This is a genomic window from Corynebacterium sp. 13CS0277, assembly GCF_002994655.1.
Lineage (GTDB): Bacteria > Actinomycetota > Actinomycetes > Mycobacteriales > Mycobacteriaceae > Corynebacterium.
On the sequence record NZ_PPDL01000018.1, the window covers coordinates 47,400 to 71,147 of the forward strand.

Genomic DNA, 23,748 nt, shown 5'->3' on the forward strand with positions numbered 1-23,748 from the left:
AGCGGAAAGATGGAAGGGTGGTACACCTTTTGCGCGAACTTGTTGTGATTGGGGCCGGGCCGAAAGCTGTCGCGGTGGCGGCGAAGGCGTGGGCGCTGCGCGCCTGCGGCGGGGAGGTTCCCCGGATCACGGTCGTGGAGCAGCGGGGCATCGCCGCACACTGGCAGGCCGGGGGTGGGTGGACCAACGGGCGGCACTACCTGGGTACCCCGCCAGAGAAGGACGTCGGGTTCCCCTACGCCACCGCGATTGCTGGCAACCGCGGGTCCGAGGTGGATCGGCTGCTGGAGCAGGTGTCGTGGAAGTCTTTCCTCCTGGCGACCGGGGGCTACGCCCGCTGGCTGGATCGGGGTCGACCCGCCCCGACACACGATCGCTGGGCTGAGTATCTCCAGTGGGTGGCTCGCACCATCGGCATGGAGGTGTTACATGCGACGGTGGAACGCTGTGAGCGGGTCGACTCCGCGCGCTGGGAGTGCGTCGTGCGGGATGCCGCCGGGCGGCGCTCCATGGTGTCTGCAGATGCTGTGCTGGTGACCGGGCCGGGACCTGCCACCGATGTGCTGTCGACGGCGCCTGGCGTGTGGTCGGTGGCGCAGCTGTGGGAGCGCAGCGCGGCATTGGCGCCCGGTGGGCGCTGGGTCCTCGTCGGCAGCGGGGAGTCCGCAGGTGCTGTCGCGCAGGAGTTGATCTATCGTGGCGTGGATTCCCTGACGTTGGTGTCCCCGCAGGCGACCGCGTTTTCGCGCGGGGAGAGTCAGTTTGAAAACTCGCTCTACTCGGATCCTGGAGCCTGGCAAGGGTTTGATGCCCAGGCCCGTCGCGCCGTGTTGGCGCGCACGGATCGGGGTGTGCTGTCCCGTCGCGCTCAGGAGGCACTGGCCTTGAGTGATTCCGTGGAACATGTGTCGGGTGTGGCGCGCCGGGCACGGTCCGTCGATGGGGTGGTGCACCTCGAGGTGGAACGCCCAGGGGCGGTGGTGAGCGAGCTGGAGGCGGACGTCGTGGTCGATTGTCGGGGTGGGGATCCGCTGTGGTTCCTGTCGTTGCTTGGCGGGCAGGCCCGCGCGGAACTCACCGCCGAATGCGGGGGATTGTTGTCCCCGGAGGCAGTGGCGGAGGTGCTGCAGCCGACGATGTGGTGCGGTGGGATGCCACTGTTGGTGCCGGCTTTGGCCGGTTGGTCGCAGGGGCCGGGGTTTGCGAACCTGAGTTGCTTAGGTGCGTTGGCTGATCGGGTGCTCGGCGGGCTGGGCGTGGAACTCGGGGAAGAGTCTGCGGCGTCAGTGTCTTCGGTGCCGGTGGTGGCATCGTGACGGCCACCCGTGATGAGGTCGCCGCCCGATCGGCGTGGACTCGCACGGTCACAAACACAGGTGAGTGGGCGCATGGCCCGCGCACTCCGATCGTGCCGGACACTGTGGTGGCGATGCTCGTGCAGTCGCTGCAGGCCTCCCCGGAGCGAGTCATTGTGGATGGGCCCCAGGGGCAGCGCCGCGCCTGGGATGTCGATCTCCTCGCCGGCGCTGTTGTTGATGCCCTCGGTGACGTTGCGGGCCGCCGCGTGGTGGTGCTGGCGCGCAAGCATCCAGATATCGCTGGTGCTGCTGCGGGGGTGCTGCTGGCCGGCGCGACATATGTGCCGGTGTCTGCCGATACTCCGGTGGTGCGTGCCCAGCACGTCATCGCAGACTGCGGTGCGGCAGCGGTCCTCTGTGTCGGCATGGACACTCCTGATTGGGTGTCGGACTGCGGTGTTGATGTCGTGTCGTGGGCGCAGCTGCTGGAGGCTGTGCACTGGCGGCCGGTGGTGCCTGCGAGCGCCCGACCTGCTGTCGTGCGCCCTGAGGACGAGTGCTACATCATTTACACCTCCGGGTCGACGGGGCAGCCGAAGGGGGCGATTAATACGCATCGTGCGGTTGCCGCACACCTGCAGTGGATGCGTGATGTGTTCGGCACCCCATCCGCGTGCGAAGAGGTGCGTTTCCGCGCCGTGAACAAGGCTCCCCTCGGGTTTGACGTCGGCGTGGCGGAACTGCTGTGGCCTGTCGCCGCTGAGGGGTGTGTGGTCATCCCCGGGGCCGAGTTCGTGTCCTCCGACGTGGAGGCGGTGTTGTCTCTCGTTGCCGAGTACGGGGTAACGGTGTTGTCGATGGTGCCCTCGTTCATGCAGGCGGTTCTTTCCTACGCGGAGGCCGCCGGGGTCGACCTTGCTCGGGCGGCCGGCGGGGTGCGGCATCTTTTGCTCGGCGGGGAGGCGGTGCCTGCGCCTCTCGTGGACCGGTGCGTGGATGTCCTGCACTGCGCAGTGCACGGACTGTACGGGCCGTCGGAGACGGCCATGGATGTGACGTGGGTGGATTATGGGGCGCTGCGCGCTGCTGGGGTGCAGTGGGATGGGCCTTTGCTGGGCGTGCCGGAAGACAACATCAGCGTCTATCTCATTGACGAGGACGGTCGCCAGGTGGCGCCCGGCGAGGTGGGGGAGCTCTGCATCGCGGGCGTGGCCGTCGGTGCCGGCTATGTGGGCCTGCCGGAGCTCACCCGCGCGGCGTTCGTGGAATCCTGTGCGCCCGACCGGGATGGCGGTCGGATGTACCGCACGGGCGATCGCGCCCGGTGGGTCGAGCTGGATGTGGACGGGGTGCCGTCCGCGCTGCTGGAGTATCACGGTCGACTGGGCGAGCAGGTGAAGGTGCGGGGTAATCGTGTCGAGCTCGGCGAGGTCGAGCACGCCCTGGTGGGGGTGGGATGCCTGCGTGCGGCGGCGGTGGTGGCGCACGATCGCGGGCAGGGAACGGAACTGATCGCCTGCTGCGTTCCCCAGGGAGATACCCCCGATTGGGGGGATCTGGCGAGGGTGCTGCGCGAGCGGCTGCCGGAGTACATGATTCCCACGCGCTGGGTCTCGCTGCCGGAGCTTCCCCTCACTGAACGGGGGAAATGTGATCGGCGTGCGCTGCTCGCGGCGGCATGTGCCGCGCTGGAGGAGGGATGAGGAACTCTCTCCAAGGTGTTAGATGGGACACAACTTTCGGTGAACCCTTGCGGAACTAAAACCCAGACCGTTAGCTAGTACTGATGCCAAGCGCACCCTCAGCATGGTCGCCTTGCCTCACTCATCACTGTTGATCTCCTTGTGAAAGGACTCCATGTCATGAATCGTGCGATTCGCCCCCTGCTCGCCACCGCAGTGGTTGCTTCCCTCACGCTGACGGCGTGCTCGAAGGCTGAGGATGCCGCGACCGACGCTGCGGCCGCTGGTTCCTCCGTCGCTGCCGCCGCCCAGTCCGCGACCAATGACGCTGGCGAGGTCACGATTGAGCACGCCCGCGGCACGGACACCTACAAGAAGAACCCCTCCCGCGTGGTCGCCATCGGCCCGGCGATCGATAACCTCCTCGAGCTGGGCATCACCCCGGCAGCGGTGGTTGTGACCCCGAAGGATGTCAACAGCCCCTGGCGTGATGGCCGCCTGGACGGCGTGACCATCATCAACCAGACGGACTTCAAGTCGGTGCCGAAGGAAGAGATCGCCGCGGTCGACCCCGACTTCATCGTCGGTGACTTCTGGTCGATCTCCCCGGACAACTACACCACCCTGTCCGCGATCGCCCCGACCCTGGGCGGTATCGGCACCAGCGGTGAGGAGATCGGCTGGAAGCCGCAGATCAAGGCCCTGGGCACCATCTTCGACAAGGAAGCCGAGGCGGACAAGGTTATCGCCGCCGACAAGGAGCGCTTCGAGGAGATGAAGAAGAAGCTTCCGGGCCTCAAGGACAAGACCGGTGTGGTTTCCCAGTACGCCCGTGGCAGCTTCGGTGCTGTGGCCGACCCCTCCGAGCCGGGTGCCTCCTTCATTTACGACCTGGGCATGACCTTCCCGCAGGCACTGACCGACGGCAGCGTGCCGATTGAGAACGGCCGCGTCACCCTCTCCCCGGAGAACGTGGGCCTGCTGGCCGCTGACTTCATGGTCATCTACAACCGTGGTGGCGACATGGCCGAGGTGGAGGCCACCCCGGGCTACGATGCCCTGCCGCAGGTGACCAGCGGTGCGACGAACTCCGGCAACGAGGCTGTCGTCGCCGGCCTGAACGTCCCGACCTCCCTGAGCCGCGCCTGGGTGCTGGAGCAGGTCACCCCGCAGCTGGAGAAGGCTGCCCAGGGCTAAGCCCCTGTGTGGGGCGGCAGTGCCGCCCACTGTTTTTCCTTCGCGCGCCCCACTGCCGACAGTCATGTTTGGCGGTGGGGCGCGCGCGACCTGTCCCCCGGGGTGGCGCCCGGGCAGGTCGCGCGTGTGTTTTCTCTTCTGCTTGCTGACTTTTGCGAGGTAGCTGTGCCTGATGCTTCCACCCCTATGACGCTTCCCCTCACCGGCGCGCAGCGCGGCATTGTTTCCGCGCAGCTGCTGGACCCTACCTCGCCGTACTACGTGGTGGGCGAGGTGCTGCACATCGCAGGCGAGGTGGAGTGCGGGGCACTCGCCGCAGCTCTCGTGGGCGTCCAAGAGGACTACGAGGCGCTGAGGATCCGGCTGCAGCACGATGATCGGGGCGAGTATGTGCAGCAGGTCGGACCGGTGGCGCACCCCGCGCCGCAGGTGATCGACCTTCGCGGCGAGGCTGAACCAGAGGTGACGGCGCACGCACTCGTCGATGCGCTCCGTGCGGAGTTCGCCTCCACCGCGCGGGAACTCGTCGACCGGCCCTTGTGTCGCTACGAGATCCTCCAGCTGCCGGGGCAGACGTGGGTGGTGCAGCTGTACCATCACGTCATTGTTGATGGGTACTCGGCAGTGATGCTGACCAAGCGGGTGCAAGACCGCTACAACCATCTCTGCGCGGGCACGCCATTGCCCCCGCTGCCGGCGGCCACCATGGCCGACGTGGTGAATCTGGATGAGGCGTATGAGGCGGGGCCGCAGGCTACCGCCGATGCGGAGTTCTGGCGCGAGGAACTGTTGCGCCTGCCTGCGGATGATCGGCGCGCCCGCTGGAACGCTGTGCGGGAGCGCGCCGCGACCGCCGGTGCCGGCAGCACGTGGACGACGACGGTGGAGTTCGCTGCCGAGGAGTTCGGGGCGCTGCGTTCCCACGCGGTGGAGTTGGGGGCCACCTGGGTGGATGTGATGTACGCGCTCGTGGCGGCGTACATGCGGCGGGTGCAGGCCTTGCAGTCCGCTGCGGCCGATACTGCGGCTCCGGGGGATGACGATCTGGTGGTGTTGGCGGTTCCCGTCATGGCGCGCCCGGAAAGCGCGCTCAAAGTGACCCCGATCATGGCGGTCAACGTGGTGCCGTTGGTGCTGCAGATCAATCCCCAGGACACACTTCGCGAGGTTGTGGCCACGACGGCTGCCCGGTTCCGCGCGCTTGGGCCACACACGCGACTGCGGGGCGAGTCGCTGCCCCGCCTCGTACCGGAACGCCCCGTCGCCGACTACCTGCATGGGGCGGGTGTGAACCTCAAAGCCTTCGATCTGCCGTTCCGTTTTGGTGACGCCGCGGCGCGCCTGCGGAATGTGGCGGGAGGTCCGCCGGAGGACTACGGGGTGGTGATCACCCCGGCACCTGGGGGTGGGGTGCGCCTCGGGCTGGAGACTGATCCGGAGCGGGTGCCGCCGGTGTTGGCGGAATCCCGGTTGTGCACACTGGTGAGTTTCCTCCGCGCCTTTGTCCAGGATTCCACCTGCACTGTCGACGACGTGGACCTGCATAGTGGGCACGCGCCCGCGGGCAGCGCTGACGCACAAGGTGCGGCTGACGCTGGTGTGTGCGCGGTGCTGGATGGCCGCAGCACATCACCTGCAGGGAGCGTTGAGGAGGCGCTGCGGGACTGGGATGCTGCCGTGGCTCGCCTCGTCGCGGGTCGCGCTGGCACCCTGGTGGATCCCACCCCGGGGGCACCTGCCCAGCGTTGGGACCCCGTCGCCCTGGGGCAGGCCGTGGAACGCGCCGCCGAGGTGTTCCGTGCCGCCTGCCCGCGCGCCTCCATGGTGGGGTTGGCGATGCCCCGCGGGGTGGAGCTCGCCGCAGCGATCCTGGCGTGCTTGCGGGCCGGCCGCTGCTTCGTGGTGCTGGATCCGGACCTGCCGGCCGGGCGTCGTGCCGCCATCATGGGGGACGCGCAGCCCGCGCTCGTTGTTGATGAACTGCCGCAGGCGCCACTGAGCTCTGGCGGGCCCGTACGGGACGCCTCGGCTGCGGGTGAGGATGCTCCCGCTGAGCTGGCGTACCTGGTGTACACCTCCGGTTCGACGGGAACACCGAAGGCCGTGGAGGTGACCCGCGTGGGTCTGGCATCGCTGTGGGCCGCCCACCGGCAGGGGCTGTTTCGGCAGCCGACCGCGCCGGCCGTGGTGGCGCACACCGCCTCGTTCACTTTCGACGCCAGTATGGACCAGCTGCTGTGGGTGCTCGACGGGCATGATGTGGTGGTCTACGGGCAGCAGTTTATGGCTGATGCGGATCTGCTCGTCGAGGCGTGCGCCGCTGACGGCGTGTCCGTGATGGATGGCGCGCCGTCACTCATCGCGGCCCTCTGCGATGCGGGCTTGCTGCGAGTGCCTTCACTGGAGGTGGTGGTCTGCGGTGGCGAGGCTCTCCCGCAGCCCCTGTGGGACACCCTCGCCGCGGCTGCGGTGGACCCGCAGCACCCGGTGGCGGCGTTCAACATGTACGGGCCAAGTGAAGCGACCGTCGATGCGCTGTGCGCCCGCGTGACTCCGGGAACCCCGACTGTGGGATGGCCTGTGCCCGGGATGGACGTGTACATCGTGGACTCTGCGGGCCGCTGCGTGCCCGATGGTGAGCCCGGGGAGTTGCTGTTGGCGGGCCCTCAGCTGGCGCGTGGATACCGCCACCGCGAGGAAGAGACAGCAGCACGCTTCATCACGGTGTCGTGCGATCCGCGTCGCCCTGGGCAGCGCGCCTACCGGACCGGTGATCTGGGCCGCTGTATTCCGGGCCGCGGCGTGGAGTTCCTGGGCCGGCTCGACCGGCAGGTGCAGCTCGCCGGGCAACGCGTCGAGCTCGGAGAGGTGGAGTCCGTGGTGGCAGCCACACCCGGGGTTGCTGCTGCCGCGTGTGTCCTCGTCGGCCGCACCATCGTGGCCTGCGTGGTGCCCGCCGCATCCGCCACCGCTACAAGTGCTGGGGAGGCTGCGCGCCACGTCGAGGAGGCTGTGCGCCGCCACGTGGAGGACGCATTGCCTGTGCGTGCGCGCCCCCGGGTGCTGGTGTGCGAGGAGCTTCCGCTGCTGCCGAGCGGGAAACGAGATCTGCGCGCCGTGCAGCGCAGGGCTGAGGAGATGCTCGCACAGCCGACCCCGGCCGCGGACTCCACCGCTGAAGCCGCGACTGCAGCGCCTACTGCGGTCCTGCCGGAGGGCTGGCAGGAGTGCGCGAGCATCATCGCGGATGTTCTGGGCTGCACCCGGGCTGCGGTGACCCCAGAGTTGTCGTTGCAGGAGATCGGAGGGGACTCCATTGCCGCGCTGACGATTGCGACGCGCTGCCGCGCCCGCGGCGTGGCGATCACGCCGAAGGCGCTGTTGGGTGGGCGCCCGCTGGGTGACATCGTGGCCGCGGCAGGCCAGCCCGTGCCGACGTCCAGCGCCGGCGTCCCTGTCGGCCGTACCTCGGCGGGGACGTCGAGTGCACTGCGGGAGGGCGACGCGCTGGCGGGCGTGTTGCCGTTTGGTGTGGCCCCACCCGGCGGGGTGGCGGCGACCCAGTTCGCAGCCTCCGGCGACATGGCCGGCTGGACCGGCTACGCTTTCGTCGAAGACTTCGACCTGCCGGGACCGCGGCACCTGGAGCAGGTGCACCAGGCCGCCGAGTGGGTCATGTCCACGGTGGATGCGTTGCGCATGGTTGTCAGCGACTCCGATTCCGTCGCGGCCGTTTTCCCCGATGCCGGGCCGGGTCCATTGCGGGTGCTGGTGCCCCGCCAACCGCTGGTTGCGTCCGCGCGCTGCGTTGTCGTGTCTGACGACGTCACCGCCGACGAGCTCTGCGCCCGCTTGGCCCCGGCGGCGGGTGTGCTGTGGCAGCTGGGTGTTGATCTCACGCGGGGGCGCTGCGTGCTGGCCGTCCACCACATGGCCGTGGATGCCGTGTCGTGGCCCCTGGTGCGAGAAGCCGTCCGCGCTGCCCTCGCCGGCAGTGTCGCCCAGCTCCCCCAAGGGCAGCTGCGGCCCGCTCTGGTGGCGCGCGCTCGTGCGTCTGCGCCGCCGCTGCGGCGCAGCGGCGCAGTCCACACCATCCGGGAGGATCTTCCCGCTGACCTGTTTGCCTGCGCCGTGGATGTGGCTGGCGACCGGCGCGCCGGGCTCGCGGACGTTGTGATTGCGACCGCGGCGATGGCCGCGCGGCGGCTGCTTCCGCCGGAGGCAGAGACCTGGGCCGTTGCCGTGGAGCACCACGGGCGGGATGACGTGAGCGCCGCTGGGGTGGCGGGCTGGATGACGCAGGAACACCACCTGGGTCTCCTCGGGGAGCTCACGGAGGGCACCCCCGCGAGGGCGGTGGCGCGGGTGCGCCACGCGCGGAGAAACCCCACCCCGAGTGACGCGTCCTCGCGACGCATCGTGGTGAATGTGCTGCCGCCGCAGGCGGGCGGAGGATTCCGGGTGGTGCACCCGCCGCAGCGTGCGGCGACGGAAGAACTCACCATCAACGTGCGGACCGGTGCTCGCCCCAGCGTGGAGATCCATGCGGCCGCCAGCGTCAGCGCCGCCGCCGATGATTTCGTGTCCGCCTGGGCGCATGCCGCCGAGGACTACATTGCCGCCCGCCTGCGCGGTGAGCGGGTGAGCATTCCCGCCGATGTGGGTGCTGTCGACATGACCGTTGACGAGCTTGCGGCCCTGGAACAGCAGGGGCCGGTGCGGGCCGTGGTCCCCATGACGGCTGCGCAGCAGGGGCTGGTGTTCCACGCCCTGTCGGCAGGCGAGGATGACAACTATGTGGTGGCCGTTGGCATTCGCCTGCGCGGCGCGCTCACCCCCACCCGGGTGCGCCGTGCCCTGGAGGCGCTGCTGCGGCGGCACTCGATGATGGGGGCGCGGGTCAGCCTCACCGCCGGCGCGGAACCTGTGTTCGTCATCGCGGAAGCTCCACTGTGGCAGTGGCAGGACATTGATGCGCGCGCCGTGCCGGAGGCCCTCGCGGAACGACTCGCTGCCCGGGTGCGGGAGGACGCTGGTCGTCGGCGGATCGATATTGAGCACGGACCTCTCATGGCCGTGACGTGCGTGCAGCTGCCGAGCGTGGACGGTGAGGAGGTCATGGAACTCGTCATGGGTACCCATCATGTGCTCACCGACGGGTGGTCCTCCGGCATTGTGTTGCGGGACCTGGTGGCGTTGCTGCACGGCGACGCTGTGGGGGTGGCACCCCAGTTGCCGCCGGCTGGTGATCCGGCACGCTGCGCGGAGTATTGCCGTACCCCGGCGCCTGGGGCTGCGGCGACGTGGCGGCAGTTGCTGCCGAATGCTGCTGGTGCCTGGCGGGTCGACCGGCGTGCACCTGCGCCGCCACAGTCGGACGACGTCCCAGTCGAGGAGGTCCTGGAGGCCGTGAGAGTGGATGCCGCGGCGGCGGCGTCACGTGCCCGGGAGCTGGGAACGACCCCGAGCGCGCTGGTGCAGCTGGCGTGGGCACTCACCCTGCGCGGTGCCGGGCTGCAGGGACAGCCGGTGTCCTTCGGGCTCACTGTCAACGGTCGACCGGCGGCTGTGCCGGAGGCGATGGAGACAGTCGGGATGATGATCAGCACGGTGCCGGTGCAACTCAGCGCCGCACAGCTTGCGCCGGAGGTCACCATCGCCGAGGCGGTGCGTACGCTGAGCGAGATGGCGGCACTGCGCGCCGAGGTCGAGCACACCAGCTACCCGGAGATCGCTGCCGCCGTTGGCGTGCCGGACATCACGGGGCTGCTGAGCTCCGCTGTCGTCTACGAGAACTACCCGCAGCCGGAACTCGTCACCCCGACGGTGCGGGTGGTGGGGATCGCCGCGGAGGGGCGCACGCATTTCCCCATGACGGTCGTGTGCCCGCCCGCAGACGATCTTCAGGTGGTGTTGGCGTATCACCCGCGGCGCGTGGCGGGAGACTTCGCGCGAGCCTGTGCGGAATCGTTGGGCCGCGTGGTGGAGGCGCTCTGCCGTCCCGATATGACAACCCTGGGGCAGCTGTCCCAGGAGCTTGATCCGGTCCTGACGGGGTGGCGGCAGCCTGCGGACACCCCGGCGGCCGCGCCGCACTCGGCGATGGAACCGGCCGAGATGAACGCCGATATGCCAGCCGCAACACCACGGGAAGGGGCCGGTGCCTCAGTGGACCTGATTGCCGCAGTCATGGCGGCGGCCCTCGGCCGGGAGCACCTGGATACTGCGGCGGATTTCTTCGCCTCCGGGGGTTCCTCTCTCGCGGCGGTGAGTGTGCTGGCGGGGTTGCGGAAAGCAGGCGTGACTGTCGATATGAAGGACATTCTTGCGGCACCTTCCCCGCGGGCCTTGGCCGCCCGCCTCGGGGCACCTCAGCAGGCGCTGTGGGAGGCGGTCACGCTGGCGTCGGGGCAGCGTGGCGCGCGCCCCGTGTGGTGTGTGCCCGGCATCGATGGGGAAGCCGGTGCCTTTGTGCACCTGGTGCCGTATGTGACCTGCCCGGTGCGCGCTGTCCAGCTTGGCTCTGCGGAGGCTTGCGCCGCCGTGAGGGACGAATCCGCCCTGGCGGACGGCATCGTGGATACGATGCTGGCCTCCCAACCGGAGGGGCCGTACCGGCTGTTGGGATACTCCTATGGCGGTGGGCTCGCTCACCGGGTGGCGGGGCTGCTGCAGGCACGCGGCCACGCGGTCGATTTGCTCGGCATTCTTGACGCTTACCCGGCGGGTAAGCACCCCGGTGTTATGGACGTGGCGCGGCTTGTCGCCCACGCCCCGGAGTACGCCGCAGCGATCGAGTTCTTCGCCGCCCACCCGGTGGCTGCCTCCACCTACGAGGGCGACGTTGTTCTCGTGGAAGCCACCCCGGCGGAGTTCGCCCATGATGCGGGCTGGGATCCGGCGGGCGCGTGGCGGCAGGAACCCGGGATTGGGCAGGTTCGCACGCAGCGGCTTGACCTCGACCATCTGGAGCTGGTGCGCGCCCACGGCTGGGCGCAGGTCATCGATGTGCTGCGCGGCTGCGGTGCCCTCGACGATGCGCTCGTGAAGGAGGCCCCGACCAGCTGACAGTCGTCGCGTATGCCCACCCCGCAGCCATCCCGGCTGCACACCGACCCACGACTCACCCCACGATTCAATTGTTGTAAAGGACAGTGAAGAACTATGCGCACGAGCCGCACCATGGACATTTTCCCGATCAGTCTCCGCGACCTGGAGGTCGTTCGCGTTGACGACATCACGCCGCTGCTGCGGCGGGTGGTGTTCGCCGGCCCCCAGCTTGCCGGCTACGACTATGAGGGCTACGCGGTGCCGCCGCTGGTGAGTGCCGGTTTCGATGATGATGTGCGGATCGTGTTCCCGGACCCGGCGACGGGGGAACGACCGGCGCCGGTGGTGCTGGGCGACGGAAACTTGGCGTGGCCGCCGGGCCTCAACGACTTGTTCCGCACGTACACGGTGCGGGCTTTCGATGCTGCGGCGGGCGAGCTGACGATTGATTTCGCGCGCCACGCCCAAGGGTTGGCGGAGGATTGGTCGGAGAACGTCCAGGTCGGCGACCGGGTGTATATCGCGGGGCCGAAGATGAGTTCCTCCCTGCCGGTGCACCGCGGCGCGGTCGTTGTCGCCGGCGACGAGACGGCCCTGCCGGCGATTGCGCGTTTCCTGGAAGAGTCCGCGGCAGAGTCAGTGCCCTGCCGGGCGGTGATCGCCGTCCGTGAGGATGCCGCGATCCATGATCTCGTCCACGGGCCGCACGCGCAGGTGCGGTGGGTGCGCGCACCCAGGGAGGGTGATGTTGCTGAGGGGCTGCGTGCAGCCCTGGAGGAGATCCGCACCCTGCAGGGCGGCGGGGAGCAGGTGGACGCGTACGTGTGGGTGGCCGGCGAGGCCGGTGAGCTCAAGCGCTGCCGGGCGGTGGTGAAAGACTTCCACATTGCCCGCGGCGATGCGGAGTTCACCGGCTACTGGCGCGACGTCACCCCGACCCGTGATGCGGAGGGCCGCCCGCGGGCGGCCACCGCGATGATGATGCAGCTCTTCGAGCTCGCGGAGGTTGCCCCCGGTTTGGCGCTGCGGGCGGCCGTGCAGCTGGGGGTGTTCCGGCACCTGTCCGCCCCGCGCAGCGTGGAGGACTTGGCGAGTGATGTGGGTGTCGCGCCGGAGGAACTGGCCCGGCTGCTGCGGTTCCTGCACACCCTGGAGCTGGTGGAGTACACCCCGCCGAGTGAGGAACAACCCCAGGCGCAGGTCCGTACGACTGCCCTTGGTGGGGAGCTCGCCGACCCGGAGAGCATGGTGGCCCAATTCCTGGGCTCCCCGTTCGGGTTCCAGGACCTGGCGTTGGTCGACCTGGTGCAGGCCCTGCGCGGGGAACTCACCCCGGCGGCGCCTGTCGCGTCGCCCCGCGCCGACGTGGAGGCCGGCTGGGTGGCCCCCGCTGTGGCCGCGCACCTCGCAACCCGCCTGCCCGCCGAACAGGGTGGCCGCATCACTGTGACGGGTCCGGGTGCCGGTGTCTACCAGGAGGAACTGGCCCGCAAGCTTGTTCACGCCCACGTGGAGACCACCGATCAAGCAGACATCCCGGCGGAGGTGGCGCTGCTCGTCGACCCGCTCACGCACCTGCCGGCCGCGGAGGCGACGGCACTCATCGCCGGGGTGCGTGCAGAGCGCCTCGTTGTCGTCACCGACATCCTTCACGAGGTGGGCGGCGAAGAGCACGACTACGAAAAGGATCTTGTGCTGTTGTGCACCACCGGTGCTCGGGTGCCGACGGCCCGCGATGTGGCACGCGTGGCGGCGGATGCGGGCTACGCCATCGCCGCCGATACCCCGGTGGGCTGGGGCAAGCATGTGCTGCACTTGATGCTCCTCGGGGAGCGCAGCGCCGACGCCCACTAAACCCTGGCGGGGAACTGCCGGCACCGGCATGGCTGTTGCCCTGGGGTGAGGCATCGGCGTCGGCACTGGTGGGGGTCGCGCCGATGCGTGTGTTCGTGCCGACGGGCACGTTCACGGTGGTCGTCGCTGCCTCGTGGGTTCCTACGAGAGCCGGTGCGCGGGGTGGGTGAGGAGGAGTCCTCGCCACCCACCTACCCCTATTTAGGGGGAAAGCTTGAATTGTCGGGGGGGGTCTACTCTTTTGCTGCAAAGTTGTTTCCTTGTGGCCCCACCCCGGAGTTGGGTGCCACCAACCCCCTCGAAAGGCGAGCGTATGCGCACCTTCTCCTTGAGGGCAATGCAGCAGATTTTGGCTGATTTTGCCCGTCAGAACTGGGCCGAGACTGCGAAGCAGGCTGTGGCTGTCATCAGTGCCTTGATTGCGCTGTTCGGTGTCATCGGTGGCGCCGTGGGCAATCTCGGCAGCAGCAGCGGCGGCAACGGCGCACCCGTCACCATCGGTGGCGGCGGTGGCGGGAAGCCCGTCGCCGGGTGCGACGCAGTCTCCCTTCGCGATGTGTATCTCCGTGGATCGGGTGTAGCCGGCGCTTGGAACGTCAAGCTGCAGGGGCGCGAGTACGGAAACTCGATCTACAACAGCTGGTATGCAGTGGCTCCTTACGCTGAATACGCGGTGGACCGGAACTACACCGAACTGATTGCTACGTTCGGCAATGAATACGGACCGGATCGGACCGATATCACGACGAAGATGACGGTGTACCTCGACGGCAAGAAGGTGGGCGCGCCCTTGGCGGTGCGTGGCTCGAAGGCTGTTCCCGTCAAGATCGATGTGTCGCGCGCTGACCGACTGCGCGTGGAGTTCCACTACTACGACGCGTCTGGCCGCCCCGTGGAAAGCAGGGGCGCTGCCCTGGGAACCCCGGTGCTGTGCAAGAAGTAGCCTCACGTCAGTGAGCGTGGGCGCCCCCTGCTGGGGGCGCTGGCCTCCCCATCCTTGTGTCCTGTAACCACTTGCTTTGTGTGGTGGCAGCGCCTCAAGGGGTGGGGAGGTTTTTTTATTGAGTGAGCCGGTAGCGCTGCTTCGGGCTGCGCGGCGGGTGGGTGCGTTCCACGAGCTGTTCGGCGATGAGTGCGCCGAGTGCGCTGTGGATGGCGGAGCGGCTGAGCCCGGTGGCGGCCATGAGTTCGGCGGCGCTCAAGGATTCGTTGGCGTGCAGGTGGTGGAGGACGATGTCGCGGGCGGTGGCGTGGTGTTCTTCCGCGACGACGCGTCGCCGCCGGAAGACGACGGTGAAGCTTGTCAGGGTGCTGCGGACTTCGACGCCGGGCATGTTGGCGCGGGCGAGTTCGGCTTCCATGATGGGGAAGCCGGTGCCCCGGTTTTCAGCGAGGGCGCCGTGCCCGCCGGGCCAGGTGATGATCTCGAGGAAGTTCGCCAGCCGCAGGTTGCGGGTGGAGAATTGTTCTCCCCGGCCCAGGCTGGCGAGGGTCACGGTGCCGTAGAGCCCGCCGGGGCTGGTGATTTCGAGCCTGTCGGCGAAGAGGTTGACCTGCACGGGGCTGGCGAGCCCTTCGGGGGAGTAGTCCCGGTGCATGAGGGCGTTGACGATCGCTTCGCGCACTGCAACGAGTGGGTAGTCGGGGATGTCTTCCCGGTAGATGCCCTGGATGACGGCTGCGGTGTTCATGCGGGCGGTGACCAGCTGGACGGCCTCGTATGCGATTTCTGGGATGCTGCCGGTCAGCTGCCGGTTGTCGAGCATTCTCAGCCCGTCGGGGGCGGTGGCCTTATCGGTGCCGGGGTAGCGGCAGAACACTGCCCCGATGCGGGGGTGGTATTGCTGGGGATAGATGCCCATGGTGGCGATCGCGGCGACTGTGGGGACACCGTGGTTGGTGATCCGGAGCCGCTCGAGGGCGCGGTCGGTGCCGTCGGCGAAGGTGCGGGGTCGGGCGCGGCGCTCGTGCTGGAGGAATGGTTCGAGGATGGCTGGGTCGAGGTCGTCGACGGTGGCGCCGTCGACGGGCATCTCGTCCCAGCGGGGTTGGGTGTGTTCCTCCATGAGCCGGTCAATCTCATAGTTGCTCATGAGGTGATCGGCATCGCCGACGCGGAGGTAGGAGCCTCGGTAGAGGCCCCGGGAGGTCACGAAGCAGGGCTTGAGGCGGGGCGGGAGTTCCGGCACCCAGGCAAGGAGGACCGGGTAGGTGCCGGCCGCGTCGCTGACGGTCACGATGGTGACCTGCAGGCGCACCATGGGGGTGAGTTCCTGGCAGCGGCTGAGCAGCTTATCGCGGTGGCTTTTCGCGTCGAAGTCGGCAACGGGGAGGAATTCCCCATCGCCTTCCGCAAGCCCGATGATGAGGTAGCCGCCCGCCGTGTTGGACCACGCGCTGAGCGTGTCGAGGACGGACTTGCCCACCCCACTTTTGACCTCGATGGCGTGGTCGTCCGTGCCGCTGCGCCGCACTGTGGCGATGATCTCTGCCGCAAGCACCTCGGCACCCATGGCGGGGATCTTCGGGGTGGAGTACTCGGGGCCGGGGTCGAAGTTGGCGGCAACCATGGGGTCTCCTCGCAAGGCGGTGGCGGGGTGGCGGCATTCTGCCTGAGTGGGCGGGGTGGTGGCGGACTGTGCCTTCCAGCTTCCCACAACTTCACACCCGCGGTGGGAAGCTGTGGGAAGTTGCGCCGAGTGAGTGGCCTCCGCGCGAAGCGCGAACTGGGCTTTCGCAGGTGTCGCAGTCCAGCTTCCCACAACCTCACACCTCATGTGGGAAGTTATGGGAAGTTGATTCCCGCAGGTCAAACGCGGTGTATGGGCGATTTCTCTCGCCAGCTTCCCACAACATCACACCCCGAGTGGGAAGTTGTGTGAAGCTGTGGGAAGAAGTGGGCAACTGTGCGGTGCAGCCGTGCAACAATGCGGCGACGCCGACCCTGTGGTGTGGAGTCCACGGGGTCGGCGTCGGAAGGATGCGTGCAGTGCCGGTGCAGCGCACGTGGCGCGGGTGTGCGTGTTAGTGCATGTCGCGGGTGAGGTCGGCGTCCTGCGGGGCGATGGCCGGCTGCTTGGTGATGAGCTTGTGGCCCCACCACAGGGCGAGGAACAGCGGCAGGCCAATGTAGGCGCTAATCAGGGTGCCGGGTTCGATGTTGCCGGTGTAGACCTCCAGGTTCTGGCCGGCGACGACGATGGCGCACATGATGAGGGCGACGATCGGCCCGAGGGGGAACAGGGCCGCCTTGAAGGGGAGTTCGTTGACGTCGTGGCCTTGGGCGATGAATGCCTTGCGGAACTTGTAGTGGCACCAGGCGATGCCCATCCAGGTGATGAAGCCTGCCAGGCCGGAGGCGTTGACGAGCCAGGTGTAGGCGGCGCCGTCGCCGATGAGGGAGGAGATGAAGCAGGCGGCGCCGATGGCGGTGGTGGCCAGCAGGGCGGGCAGCGGCACGCCGCGGCTGTTGAGTTTGGCGAAGACCTTCGGTGCCTGGCCGCTCTTGGCGAGGGAGTAGAGCATGCGGGTGGAGGCGTAGAGGCCGGAGTTGCCCGCGGAGAGGATGGAGGTCAGGATGACGGCGTTCATGATGGCGGCCGCCGCGAGGATGCCCGCGTTGTCGAAGACGAGGGTGAAGGGGGCGACCGCAATGTTGTCTTCACTGGAGTCCAGCAGGCGGGAGTCGGTGAAGGGGATGAGGAAGCCGATGACGCTGATGGCGCCGATGTAGAACAGCAGGATGCGAATGAAGACGGTGCGGATGGCTTTGGGCACGTTGCGGTCGGGGTCTTCTGCCTCGCCGGCGGCGACGGCGACGAGCTCCGTGCCCTGGAAGGAGAAGCCGGCGATCATGAACACGCCGAGGATGCCGGCGGCGCCGTTGACGAAGGGGGCTTGTTCGCCGCCGGGGCCGGTGAGTGTCCAGTTGCTGAAGCCGGGGGAGCCGGCGCCGAGGATGCCGGCGATCATGAGGACGCCGAGGATGAGGAAGAAGATGACGATGGCGACCTTGATGAGGGCGAACCAGAATTCACCTTCGCCGTAGGCGCGGGCGGACAGCGAGTTGAGTCCGAAGAGCAGCGCGAGGAAGACGGCCGACCAGATCCAGCCGGGGGTGTTGGGGAACCAGTACTTCATCACCAGGGCGGCGGCGGCGAGTTCGGCGGCGACGGTGATGGCCCAGTTGTACCAGTAGTTCCAGCCGAGGGCGAAGCCGAAGCTGGGGGAGACGAAGCGGCGGCCGTATTCGCCGAAGGAGCCGGCCAGGGGGATGTAGGTGGCCATCTCCCCGAGGGACTGCATGAGCAGGAAGACCATGAAGCCGATGAGGGCATAGGCCAGGAGGGCGCCGCCGGGGCCCGCGTCGGCGACCGTCGCGCCGGAGGCGACGAAGAGGCCGGTGCCGATGGAGCCGCCGATGGCGATCATGTACATGTGGCGGGCCTTGAGGGAGCGCCGCAGTTTTCTGTCGTCGGCGGTGGCGGTCACGCCCACCCCAACAGAAGATGAAGAATCCATGATGTTCCTTTAGAAGTGCTTAATTCGCCGCTTATTGTAGTCCCGCACAGCGGGCGGGCAGCAAATCCTTGGCCCGCGTATCCAGCGGCGACGCGCGAGCAGGGACATCGGCACAGCCCCTTGAAAAACGCGACGCGGCCCGCACGCGCCGGTGACGGGTGCGTGCGGGCCGGAGGAGCTCAGGGTGCGGGACTGCGAAAAAGGGGTCAGGTGGCGTGTCGGCCTGTGGCCTAGCTGTGCGGGTAGTGGGCCAGCTGCCAGCGGTTGTCGTGAATCAGCCACCCGCCGAGGAGGATTTGCAGCGGGGCTTCGATTTTCAGCCACCAGGAGGCAGTGTCCCACCGCAGTAGCGTGTACAGCAGCACCACAAGACTCATGGCGATGGCGATCCAGCCAATGGTGATGGCGGTGTGTCGGGTGCGGGCAGAAATACTGGTGTCGACGCGGTACTTCACGGCACTCATCCTTTCTCGCGCATCGGTGTGCTGCCCACCTGAGGTGCGGCGAGTGGTGGGCGTCAACGCACCTGCGGCATCGCCAGGTGCGCGGTGGCGGCCTTATCGATGCGGCCGAAGTTGTAGTAGGCGGCGCAGGCCCCCTCCGGGGAGACCATGCAGGTCCCGATCGGGGTGGCGGGAGTGCAGGCGGTGCCGAAGACTTTGCACTGCCAGGGCTTGATCCGCCCGGTGAGCACGCTGCCGCACTCGCAGGCCTTGGGGTCTTCCACCCGGTTGCCGGGGATGGAGTACTTCGCTTCCGCATCCCAGGCCGCGTACTCCTCGGCGATGCCGAGCCCGGAGTGCGGCAGCCAGCCCAGGCCCCGCCATTCGAAGGTATCGCGGGTGACGAAGACGCGGTCCATGAGCGCCAGGGCGGCGGCGTTGCCTTCCGGGCGGACGACGCGGGCGTACTGGTTATCCACCCGCGCCCGCCCGGCGGCGACCTCCCCGGAGGTGAACTGGCTGATGAGCATGTCGACGGCCTGGAGGATGTCGAGCGGTTCGAAGCCGGTGACGGCCACGGGCATGTTGTAGTCCTCGGCGAGGAAGTTGAAGGCGTGGGTGCCGACGATGGTGGACACGTGGCCGGGGCCGATGAACCCGTCGACGACGGTTTTGCCGCCGTTGACGATGGCTTCCAGGGGCGGGCGGATGGTGACGTGGTTGGAGAACACCGAGAAGTTCTCCACCCCCTGGGTGCGGGCGGCCTCCAGGGTGACGGCGGTGGAGGGGGCGGTGGTTTCGAAGCCGACGGCGAAGAAGATGACCTCCTTGTCGGGGTTGTCCTTCGCCAACTTCAGCGCGTCGAGGGGCGAGTACACGAACTGCACATCGGCACCCTGGGCGCGGGCCTGCATGAGCGACGCGTCCGAGCCGGGCACGCGCATCATGTCGCCAAACGTGGCGAGCAGGACCCCGTCCTGGCGGGCGAGCCACAGGGCGTCGTCGACGCGCCCCATGGGGATGACGCACACGGGGCAGCCGGGCCCGTGGATGAGGTCGATGCTGTCCGGCAGGAGGTTTTCCAGCCCGTAGCGGTAGATGGTGTGGGTGTGCCCGCCGCACACTTCCATGAGCGCCAAGGGCTTGTCGAGGCGGGCGGCGTCGCGCTCAATGCGCGCGAGGAGCGCCTTGGCGGCCTGGGGGTCACGGAACTCGTCAACGTACTTCATGGGGTGTGAGTTTTTCTTCCTCAACGAGGGGTCGGGCAAAAACACGCGGGCACCGCGCGGGAGCCATCACGCAAGCACAGTGCAGGCACCGTGCAGACATCATGTGGGCGACACCGCAGTGCGCGGGGTGGGGGATGCAGCAACCATCCCCCGGGGTGGTGCGGCTGGGGGTGTGAGTCGGCTGGGGTGCTATTCGATCTGTGAGGACGTGAAGGATTCGAGCTCGTCTTCGAAGGTGTTGCCACCCAGCAGTTTGATCTGCTTGAGGGTTTCCGCTGCTTCTTCGGCGTCAATGACGGACAGGGCGAAGCCCACGTGGATGAGCACCCAGTCGCCGACTGTGATGGGTTCCGTGATGAGGTCGGTGGACACCGCCCTCGTCACGCCACTAATGGTGACGGTGGCGCGGGAGGGGTCGGTGATGTCGACGATCTGGGCGGGAACACCAAGGCACATGGGTTGTTGTCGTCCTTTGACGAGGAGGGCGGATGGGGCGGGCAGGTAAGGAACAGGAGAAAAGAGCGGGAAGAAGAGGGAGAGAGCGCGAAGAAGAGGAAAGAGGAAAGAAGGAAAAGGAAGGAAGAACAAGAAGGAACAACACAAGAGCGAGGACGGTGCGGGGCAGCAGCCCTCACCGCCAGCCCTATCCTGCGGGTGGGGCGCGGTGCCCGGTGGGCAGGACCGTGACGTCGAGGAGTTGGTGTTCCTCAATCGCGGCGAGGGTCTCGCGGGCTTCCTCCTCGGTGAGCAGGTCCATGGCGAAGCCGTTGCGGACGAGCACCCAGTCCCCGGGGGTGGCCTCCGGGAGGTAGGCGAAGCTCACGGCGCGTTCCACCCCGCCGAGCAGGACGCTCCCCGGTGCCAGGGGTGGGGTGCCGACGTCGGTGACGTGGGCGGGGATCCCGAGGCACATGGTGGCGGTTCCTTCCTCGATGGACTCGATGGGCGAGATGGGCTCGATGGGAGTGGGGTGGGAGTGAGGTGAATCTGGGGCAGCTGGCCCGGGCGCGGCCCGCACCAGCCCAGGCATCGCCCGCGGCTGGCACCCCGCCTGCGGGGAGTGCGGTGTGCACTACCTCGCGGGGACGCGCAGTTAGCGCGTCTGCATGTGGGGCGGGCCTGCCGGTGCCGGGGTGGTGCTGATGGGCATGGCCCCGGGTGGGGCATCTGTGGCCGGGACGCAGGGGTCGGCGGCGCGGATGGCGTCCTCGAGGGTGCGCATGTCGCCGCCGTGGCCCAGTGCCTGGGTCAGAAGATGCGATAACCACCACTCATTTTGCGCCGTCGGGGTATGAATCGCACAGCTAGTTAACCTTGCCTTATCCACCTGGTAGACGTGGGCGAGTAGCCCTCGTGGGGAGTCGACGACGCCCACTCCGGTGCCACGGCAGGCGGCCAGTTCGTCCGTCTCTAGGGCGGGCGCCACGGCGCTGTCGAGGAGCGCGTGCCGGGCGGCTGTGCCCAGTGGCTGCAGCATGCCGGTGAGGGTGGTGGCGCTGCGCTGGATGCCCCGGAGGCTGGCCGCGATGCTGGCGGCGTGGGCGGCCCGGGGGGTGTGGCCCGTGTGCCGTGCGAGAGGGCCTGTCCGGTAGGGGTGGTCGTGTCCGTCGACGGTGATGGTCATCCGGGGTGCCGCCGCCCCCGGGTGGGTTTCGGTGATGACCTCCGGCCAGGTGTGCGCCGGCAGGGACGTGACCGCTTCTGTGGCGGTGGGGTGGCCAGTGCGCACGGCGAGGACCCCGCCGAGGGGGTCGGGCTCGCCGGCGGAGTCGACGAGCCACACATCGGCGAAGCCCTCCGGGCGGGTGCCGGCGTCGAGCACATCACCCTGGTCGCGCAGTTCTTCTGCGATGGCGTCCCAGCGTGCGGCCGCGTCGGCCGCCTCACGGGACAGTTGGCCTAGCTCTTCCCAGGGGTGTTCCGGGGCGCGGACCAGTCCGCCGGGGGCGGCCACGTTGGGGAAGTGGCCGGGGCAGCCACCCCAGGTGGCGGCCTGCTTCGCGATCATCCGCGCGGTGCGGGTGTCCTGCGGGTAGCGCTGAAAGAACCGGGGCGCGAGGGTTGTCATCGTGGCGGTGTGGGCGACGAGGCGACGAACCTCCATGGCGAGTGGGGGCGGGGTGCGCCCCACTGCCCCCTCGAGGGCCATGACTCCGGCGAGGTGGTGGGGGATGGGGCAGATGCCGCAGAGGCGTTTGACGAGTTCCGGGACGCCGGCCGCCTCCCGCCCGATGAGCATCGGCTCGAGGCGAGGCATAGCGCTCAAGTCGAAGCGGGCGACGGTCTGCCCGTCGGGTGTGGTGTCCAGCAGGACGTGGGCCCCGCAGGGGTCGACGAACTGCTCCAGCAGGATCGTCTCAGTCATGGCTGTGTTGGCCTCAAAGGTGGGGGATGGGGGTTGATAAGGGTGCGGGCCGGGGCCGCGCACCGTCTGTAGGTTTTAGGCTACGTCATGCGGGGATGCACTCCTGCAGCCCCACGCCACCCCCGTAGCAACCCCGTGGTACCTCCACAGCAACCCCGTGTCACCCCCACGGCAACCCCGCGATATCCACCTTTCGATTGATGTTTGTCACAACGTGTTGACAGTCCATGTGGGAGAAAACTCTAATTGAGGTAAGTGTATGGTGCCTTCGCTCGCCCTCCTTCGGCGGCGCGGCACAGGGGTACCCCCATTCCTTTCGAGTTGGAGTGACGATGAGCTCTCGCAAGCCGACAACTGATTCCCGGATGATCGCCATCGTGGCGTTCATCATCGCGCTCCCCCTGGTGGCGCAAGCAGTCTCCCTCGTGCTGTTCCCCATCATGTGGTTTGGCGGTGGCTTCGGCGAGGTGGAGATGCTCGTGATGATCGTGATCGATGTGGTGCTCTCGGTGGCGGTTGCCCGTTGGGTATCCCGCAAGATCCGCGAGCGCGGCGAGCAGCGCGCCCAGCAGGCGGCTTCTGCGACTGCAGGTGTCGCCGCGCCACGCGCGGACGCAGCTGCCGTGAACACTCCCCCTGAGGAGCCTTCTACCTCGCCGGAGTCCCCCTCGCAGCAGGGGCCGGTGGCGTAACACGGCAGCACGTGGGTGGCGTGGGTCGCAGCCCGGGGTTTTCCCCGGGGTGCAGCCCAGGCCACCCATTACAGTTGGGGGCATGCACGAGTACGGACTAGCTGTCGGCGTGGTGGCCGCCGTGACCGCCCAGGTGCCGGGGCGGCGCATCCGCGCCGTCGGGGTGAAAGTGGGGGCCCGCAGTGGGGTGGAGCCTTTCGCCCTTGAGAGCTCGTGGCCGCTGGCCACGGAAGGCACCGCAGCTGAGGGCTCGCGCCTGGATATTGAGCGGGTGCCGGCGACCGTGGCGTGTTCCTCGTGTGACAGCGTCACCGAGATTGATGAATTCTTTGACTACACCTGCCCGCAGTGCGGGGAGATCGTCATGGATGTGCGCTCAGGGGCGGAGTTTCAGATCGCGTACGCCGATGTCGATGACGGCGAGGGGGACGAGTAACCAGCCCGCCCGCAGGGCCGACTGGCCGCCAGGCCCGGGTGGCCACGAGGCCCGAGTTCCCCAGGGCCCCGGGCACCCCGCAGGCCGCCTGGGCATCCCGCCGACCCAGGCCACCCCGGCATCCCGCCGACTCAGGCCACCCTGGAATGCCCCTGGTCACCCCGGTATCTGTCACACCGTGCGGGGCGGGGAGGAAGCTCCCCGCGGGGCGGCCATGCGCGCGGCTCAGACGGGCCGCATATCCTCTGCCGCCTGGGCGTCCTGCCAGCTGCGGAGAATCCCGGCGGCGCGCCGGGCGGCCTCGTCAATGCTGCGGGCCACGGGTGCGGACAACCCCACCCCGAGCTCGCAGGATTCGGCAACGATGCCGACGACCGCCACACTGCGGGGCTCGTGCCCCAGCAGGCGCGCGGCGGCGAGCAGGTCCAGCAGCCCCACTTGGTGGGGCGACAGGCTGGTGTTGAGCAAACGGGGGATCTGGTCCCCGTGGAGTTCCACGACCGTGCCGGGGTCCCCGGGTCCGCGGACGGCGTCGAGGAGCAGCAGGCAGTCGGCGTCTTGGATCAGCGGCAGCAGTTCCATACCGGCGGTGCCGCCGTCGTGGAACTCCACCGGCTGCCCAGCAGGGTCTTCCTCGGCGGGGTGGAGCCAGCTGGCGGTGTCGTGTCCTTCGCGGGCGTCGGTGGCGGGGGTGGGGCGCCCGGCGGCCGCCGCCGGGGAGGAGCCCTCCCGCGGGGCCGGCGCCGGGGTTCTCGGGCCGCCCGGGGAGTGGCGCAGGATGGTGTCTGTGCGCGCATCCTCCCCGCTGGGGGTGGTGTCCCACCCGGCGAGCGGCACCCCGGCCGGCATGAAGCGATCCAGGTGGGTCTGCCGTTCCAGTACCTGTTGGGTGCGGTGCATGATGGACAGCCCGGTGCCGTCGTCGCCCATGATGGGGTTGCCGATGCCAATGACGGTGATGCGCATGCGTGCAGCTTTCCT

16 protein-coding genes are annotated in these 23,748 nt (G+C 68.5%); 8 read left to right on the forward strand and 8 right to left on the reverse strand.

Translation table 11 applies throughout. The features are described from left to right. Nucleotides 1-29: 29 nt before the first annotated feature. The 6 genes from C1Y63_RS08835 to C1Y63_RS08860 all read left to right on the forward strand — a co-directional run bounded on the left by C1Y63_RS08835 (nt 30) and on the right by C1Y63_RS08860 (nt 14,024). Nucleotides 30-1,316 carry a SidA/IucD/PvdA family monooxygenase gene (locus C1Y63_RS08835; RefSeq protein WP_158256131.1) on the forward strand — a complete coding sequence of 429 codons (1,287 nt, stop codon included), beginning with the start codon at nt 30-32 and terminating at the stop codon, nt 1,314-1,316. 92 nt (nt 1,317-1,408) lie between these two features. Further along, nucleotides 1,409-3,001, forward strand: a complete 1,593-nt coding sequence (locus C1Y63_RS08840) for an amino acid adenylation domain-containing protein (protein WP_146128913.1) — start codon at nt 1,409-1,411, stop codon at nt 2,999-3,001. A 159-nt stretch (nt 3,002-3,160) separates the two neighbouring features. Further along, a complete protein-coding gene (locus C1Y63_RS08845) occupies nt 3,161-4,177 on the forward strand; it encodes an ABC transporter substrate-binding protein (protein ID WP_106016095.1) in 1,017 nt (338 codons plus the stop codon). A gap of 186 nt (nt 4,178-4,363) precedes the next feature. Continuing rightward, nucleotides 4,364-11,245 carry a condensation domain-containing protein gene (locus C1Y63_RS08850; protein ID WP_106016096.1) on the forward strand — a complete coding sequence of 2,294 codons (6,882 nt, stop codon included), beginning with the start codon at nt 4,364-4,366 and terminating at the stop codon, nt 11,243-11,245. A gap of 96 nt (nt 11,246-11,341) precedes the next feature. Continuing rightward, nucleotides 11,342-13,081 (forward strand): siderophore-interacting protein, encoded by a 1,740-nt coding sequence (locus C1Y63_RS08855; RefSeq protein ID WP_106016097.1) that lies wholly within the window; start codon nt 11,342-11,344, stop codon nt 13,079-13,081. A gap of 313 nt (nt 13,082-13,394) precedes the next feature. Beyond that, nucleotides 13,395-14,024: a hypothetical protein gene (locus C1Y63_RS08860; protein WP_146128914.1), complete on the forward strand. Its 630-nt coding sequence runs from the start codon at nt 13,395-13,397 to the stop codon at nt 14,022-14,024. Between the two features lie 115 nt (nt 14,025-14,139). On the opposite strand, the gene C1Y63_RS08865 is transcribed toward C1Y63_RS08860, so the two are convergent. The 7 genes from C1Y63_RS08865 to C1Y63_RS08895 all read right to left on the reverse strand — a co-directional run bounded on the left by C1Y63_RS08865 (nt 14,140) and on the right by C1Y63_RS08895 (nt 21,639). Continuing rightward, on the reverse strand, nt 14,140-15,594 hold the full coding sequence (locus tag C1Y63_RS08865; RefSeq protein WP_106016114.1) for an ATP-binding protein: 1,455 nt from the start codon (nt 15,592-15,594) through the stop codon (nt 14,140-14,142). Between the two features lie 511 nt (nt 15,595-16,105). Beyond that, a complete protein-coding gene (locus C1Y63_RS08870; RefSeq protein ID WP_106016099.1) occupies nt 16,106-17,602 on the reverse strand; it encodes an amino acid permease in 1,497 nt (498 codons plus the stop codon). Between the two features lie 230 nt (nt 17,603-17,832). Then, nucleotides 17,833-18,057, reverse strand: coding sequence for a hypothetical protein (locus C1Y63_RS08875; RefSeq protein WP_106016100.1), 225 nt, complete (start codon nt 18,055-18,057; stop codon nt 17,833-17,835). A 62-nt stretch (nt 18,058-18,119) separates the two neighbouring features. After that, on the reverse strand, nt 18,120-19,274 hold the full coding sequence (gene hypD, locus C1Y63_RS08880) for a hydrogenase formation protein HypD (RefSeq protein WP_106016101.1): 1,155 nt from the start codon (nt 19,272-19,274) through the stop codon (nt 18,120-18,122). 189 nt (nt 19,275-19,463) lie between these two features. Further along, nucleotides 19,464-19,730 (reverse strand): HypC/HybG/HupF family hydrogenase formation chaperone, encoded by a 267-nt coding sequence (locus tag C1Y63_RS08885; RefSeq protein ID WP_106016102.1) that lies wholly within the window; start codon nt 19,728-19,730, stop codon nt 19,464-19,466. Between the two features lie 187 nt (nt 19,731-19,917). Next, nucleotides 19,918-20,187, reverse strand: coding sequence for a HypC/HybG/HupF family hydrogenase formation chaperone (locus C1Y63_RS08890; RefSeq protein ID WP_106016103.1), 270 nt, complete (start codon nt 20,185-20,187; stop codon nt 19,918-19,920). A gap of 180 nt (nt 20,188-20,367) precedes the next feature. Next, nucleotides 20,368-21,639: a nickel-dependent hydrogenase large subunit gene (locus C1Y63_RS08895; RefSeq protein ID WP_106016104.1), complete on the reverse strand. Its 1,272-nt coding sequence runs from the start codon at nt 21,637-21,639 to the stop codon at nt 20,368-20,370. A 332-nt stretch (nt 21,640-21,971) separates the two neighbouring features. On the opposite strand from C1Y63_RS08895, the gene C1Y63_RS08900 reads away from it, so the two are divergent. Next, entirely contained in the window at nt 21,972-22,331 is a 360-nt protein-coding gene (locus C1Y63_RS08900; RefSeq protein ID WP_146128915.1) for a hypothetical protein, read from the forward strand. Between the two features lie 82 nt (nt 22,332-22,413). Beyond that, nucleotides 22,414-22,767 carry a hydrogenase maturation nickel metallochaperone HypA gene (locus C1Y63_RS08905; protein WP_106016106.1) on the forward strand — a complete coding sequence of 118 codons (354 nt, stop codon included), beginning with the start codon at nt 22,414-22,416 and terminating at the stop codon, nt 22,765-22,767. A 225-nt stretch (nt 22,768-22,992) separates the two neighbouring features. On the opposite strand, the gene C1Y63_RS13315 is transcribed toward C1Y63_RS08905, so the two are convergent. Next, nucleotides 22,993-23,733, reverse strand: a complete 741-nt coding sequence (locus C1Y63_RS13315) for a hydrogenase maturation protease (protein ID WP_369831039.1) — start codon at nt 23,731-23,733, stop codon at nt 22,993-22,995. Between the last annotated feature and the right edge of the window lie 15 nt (nt 23,734-23,748).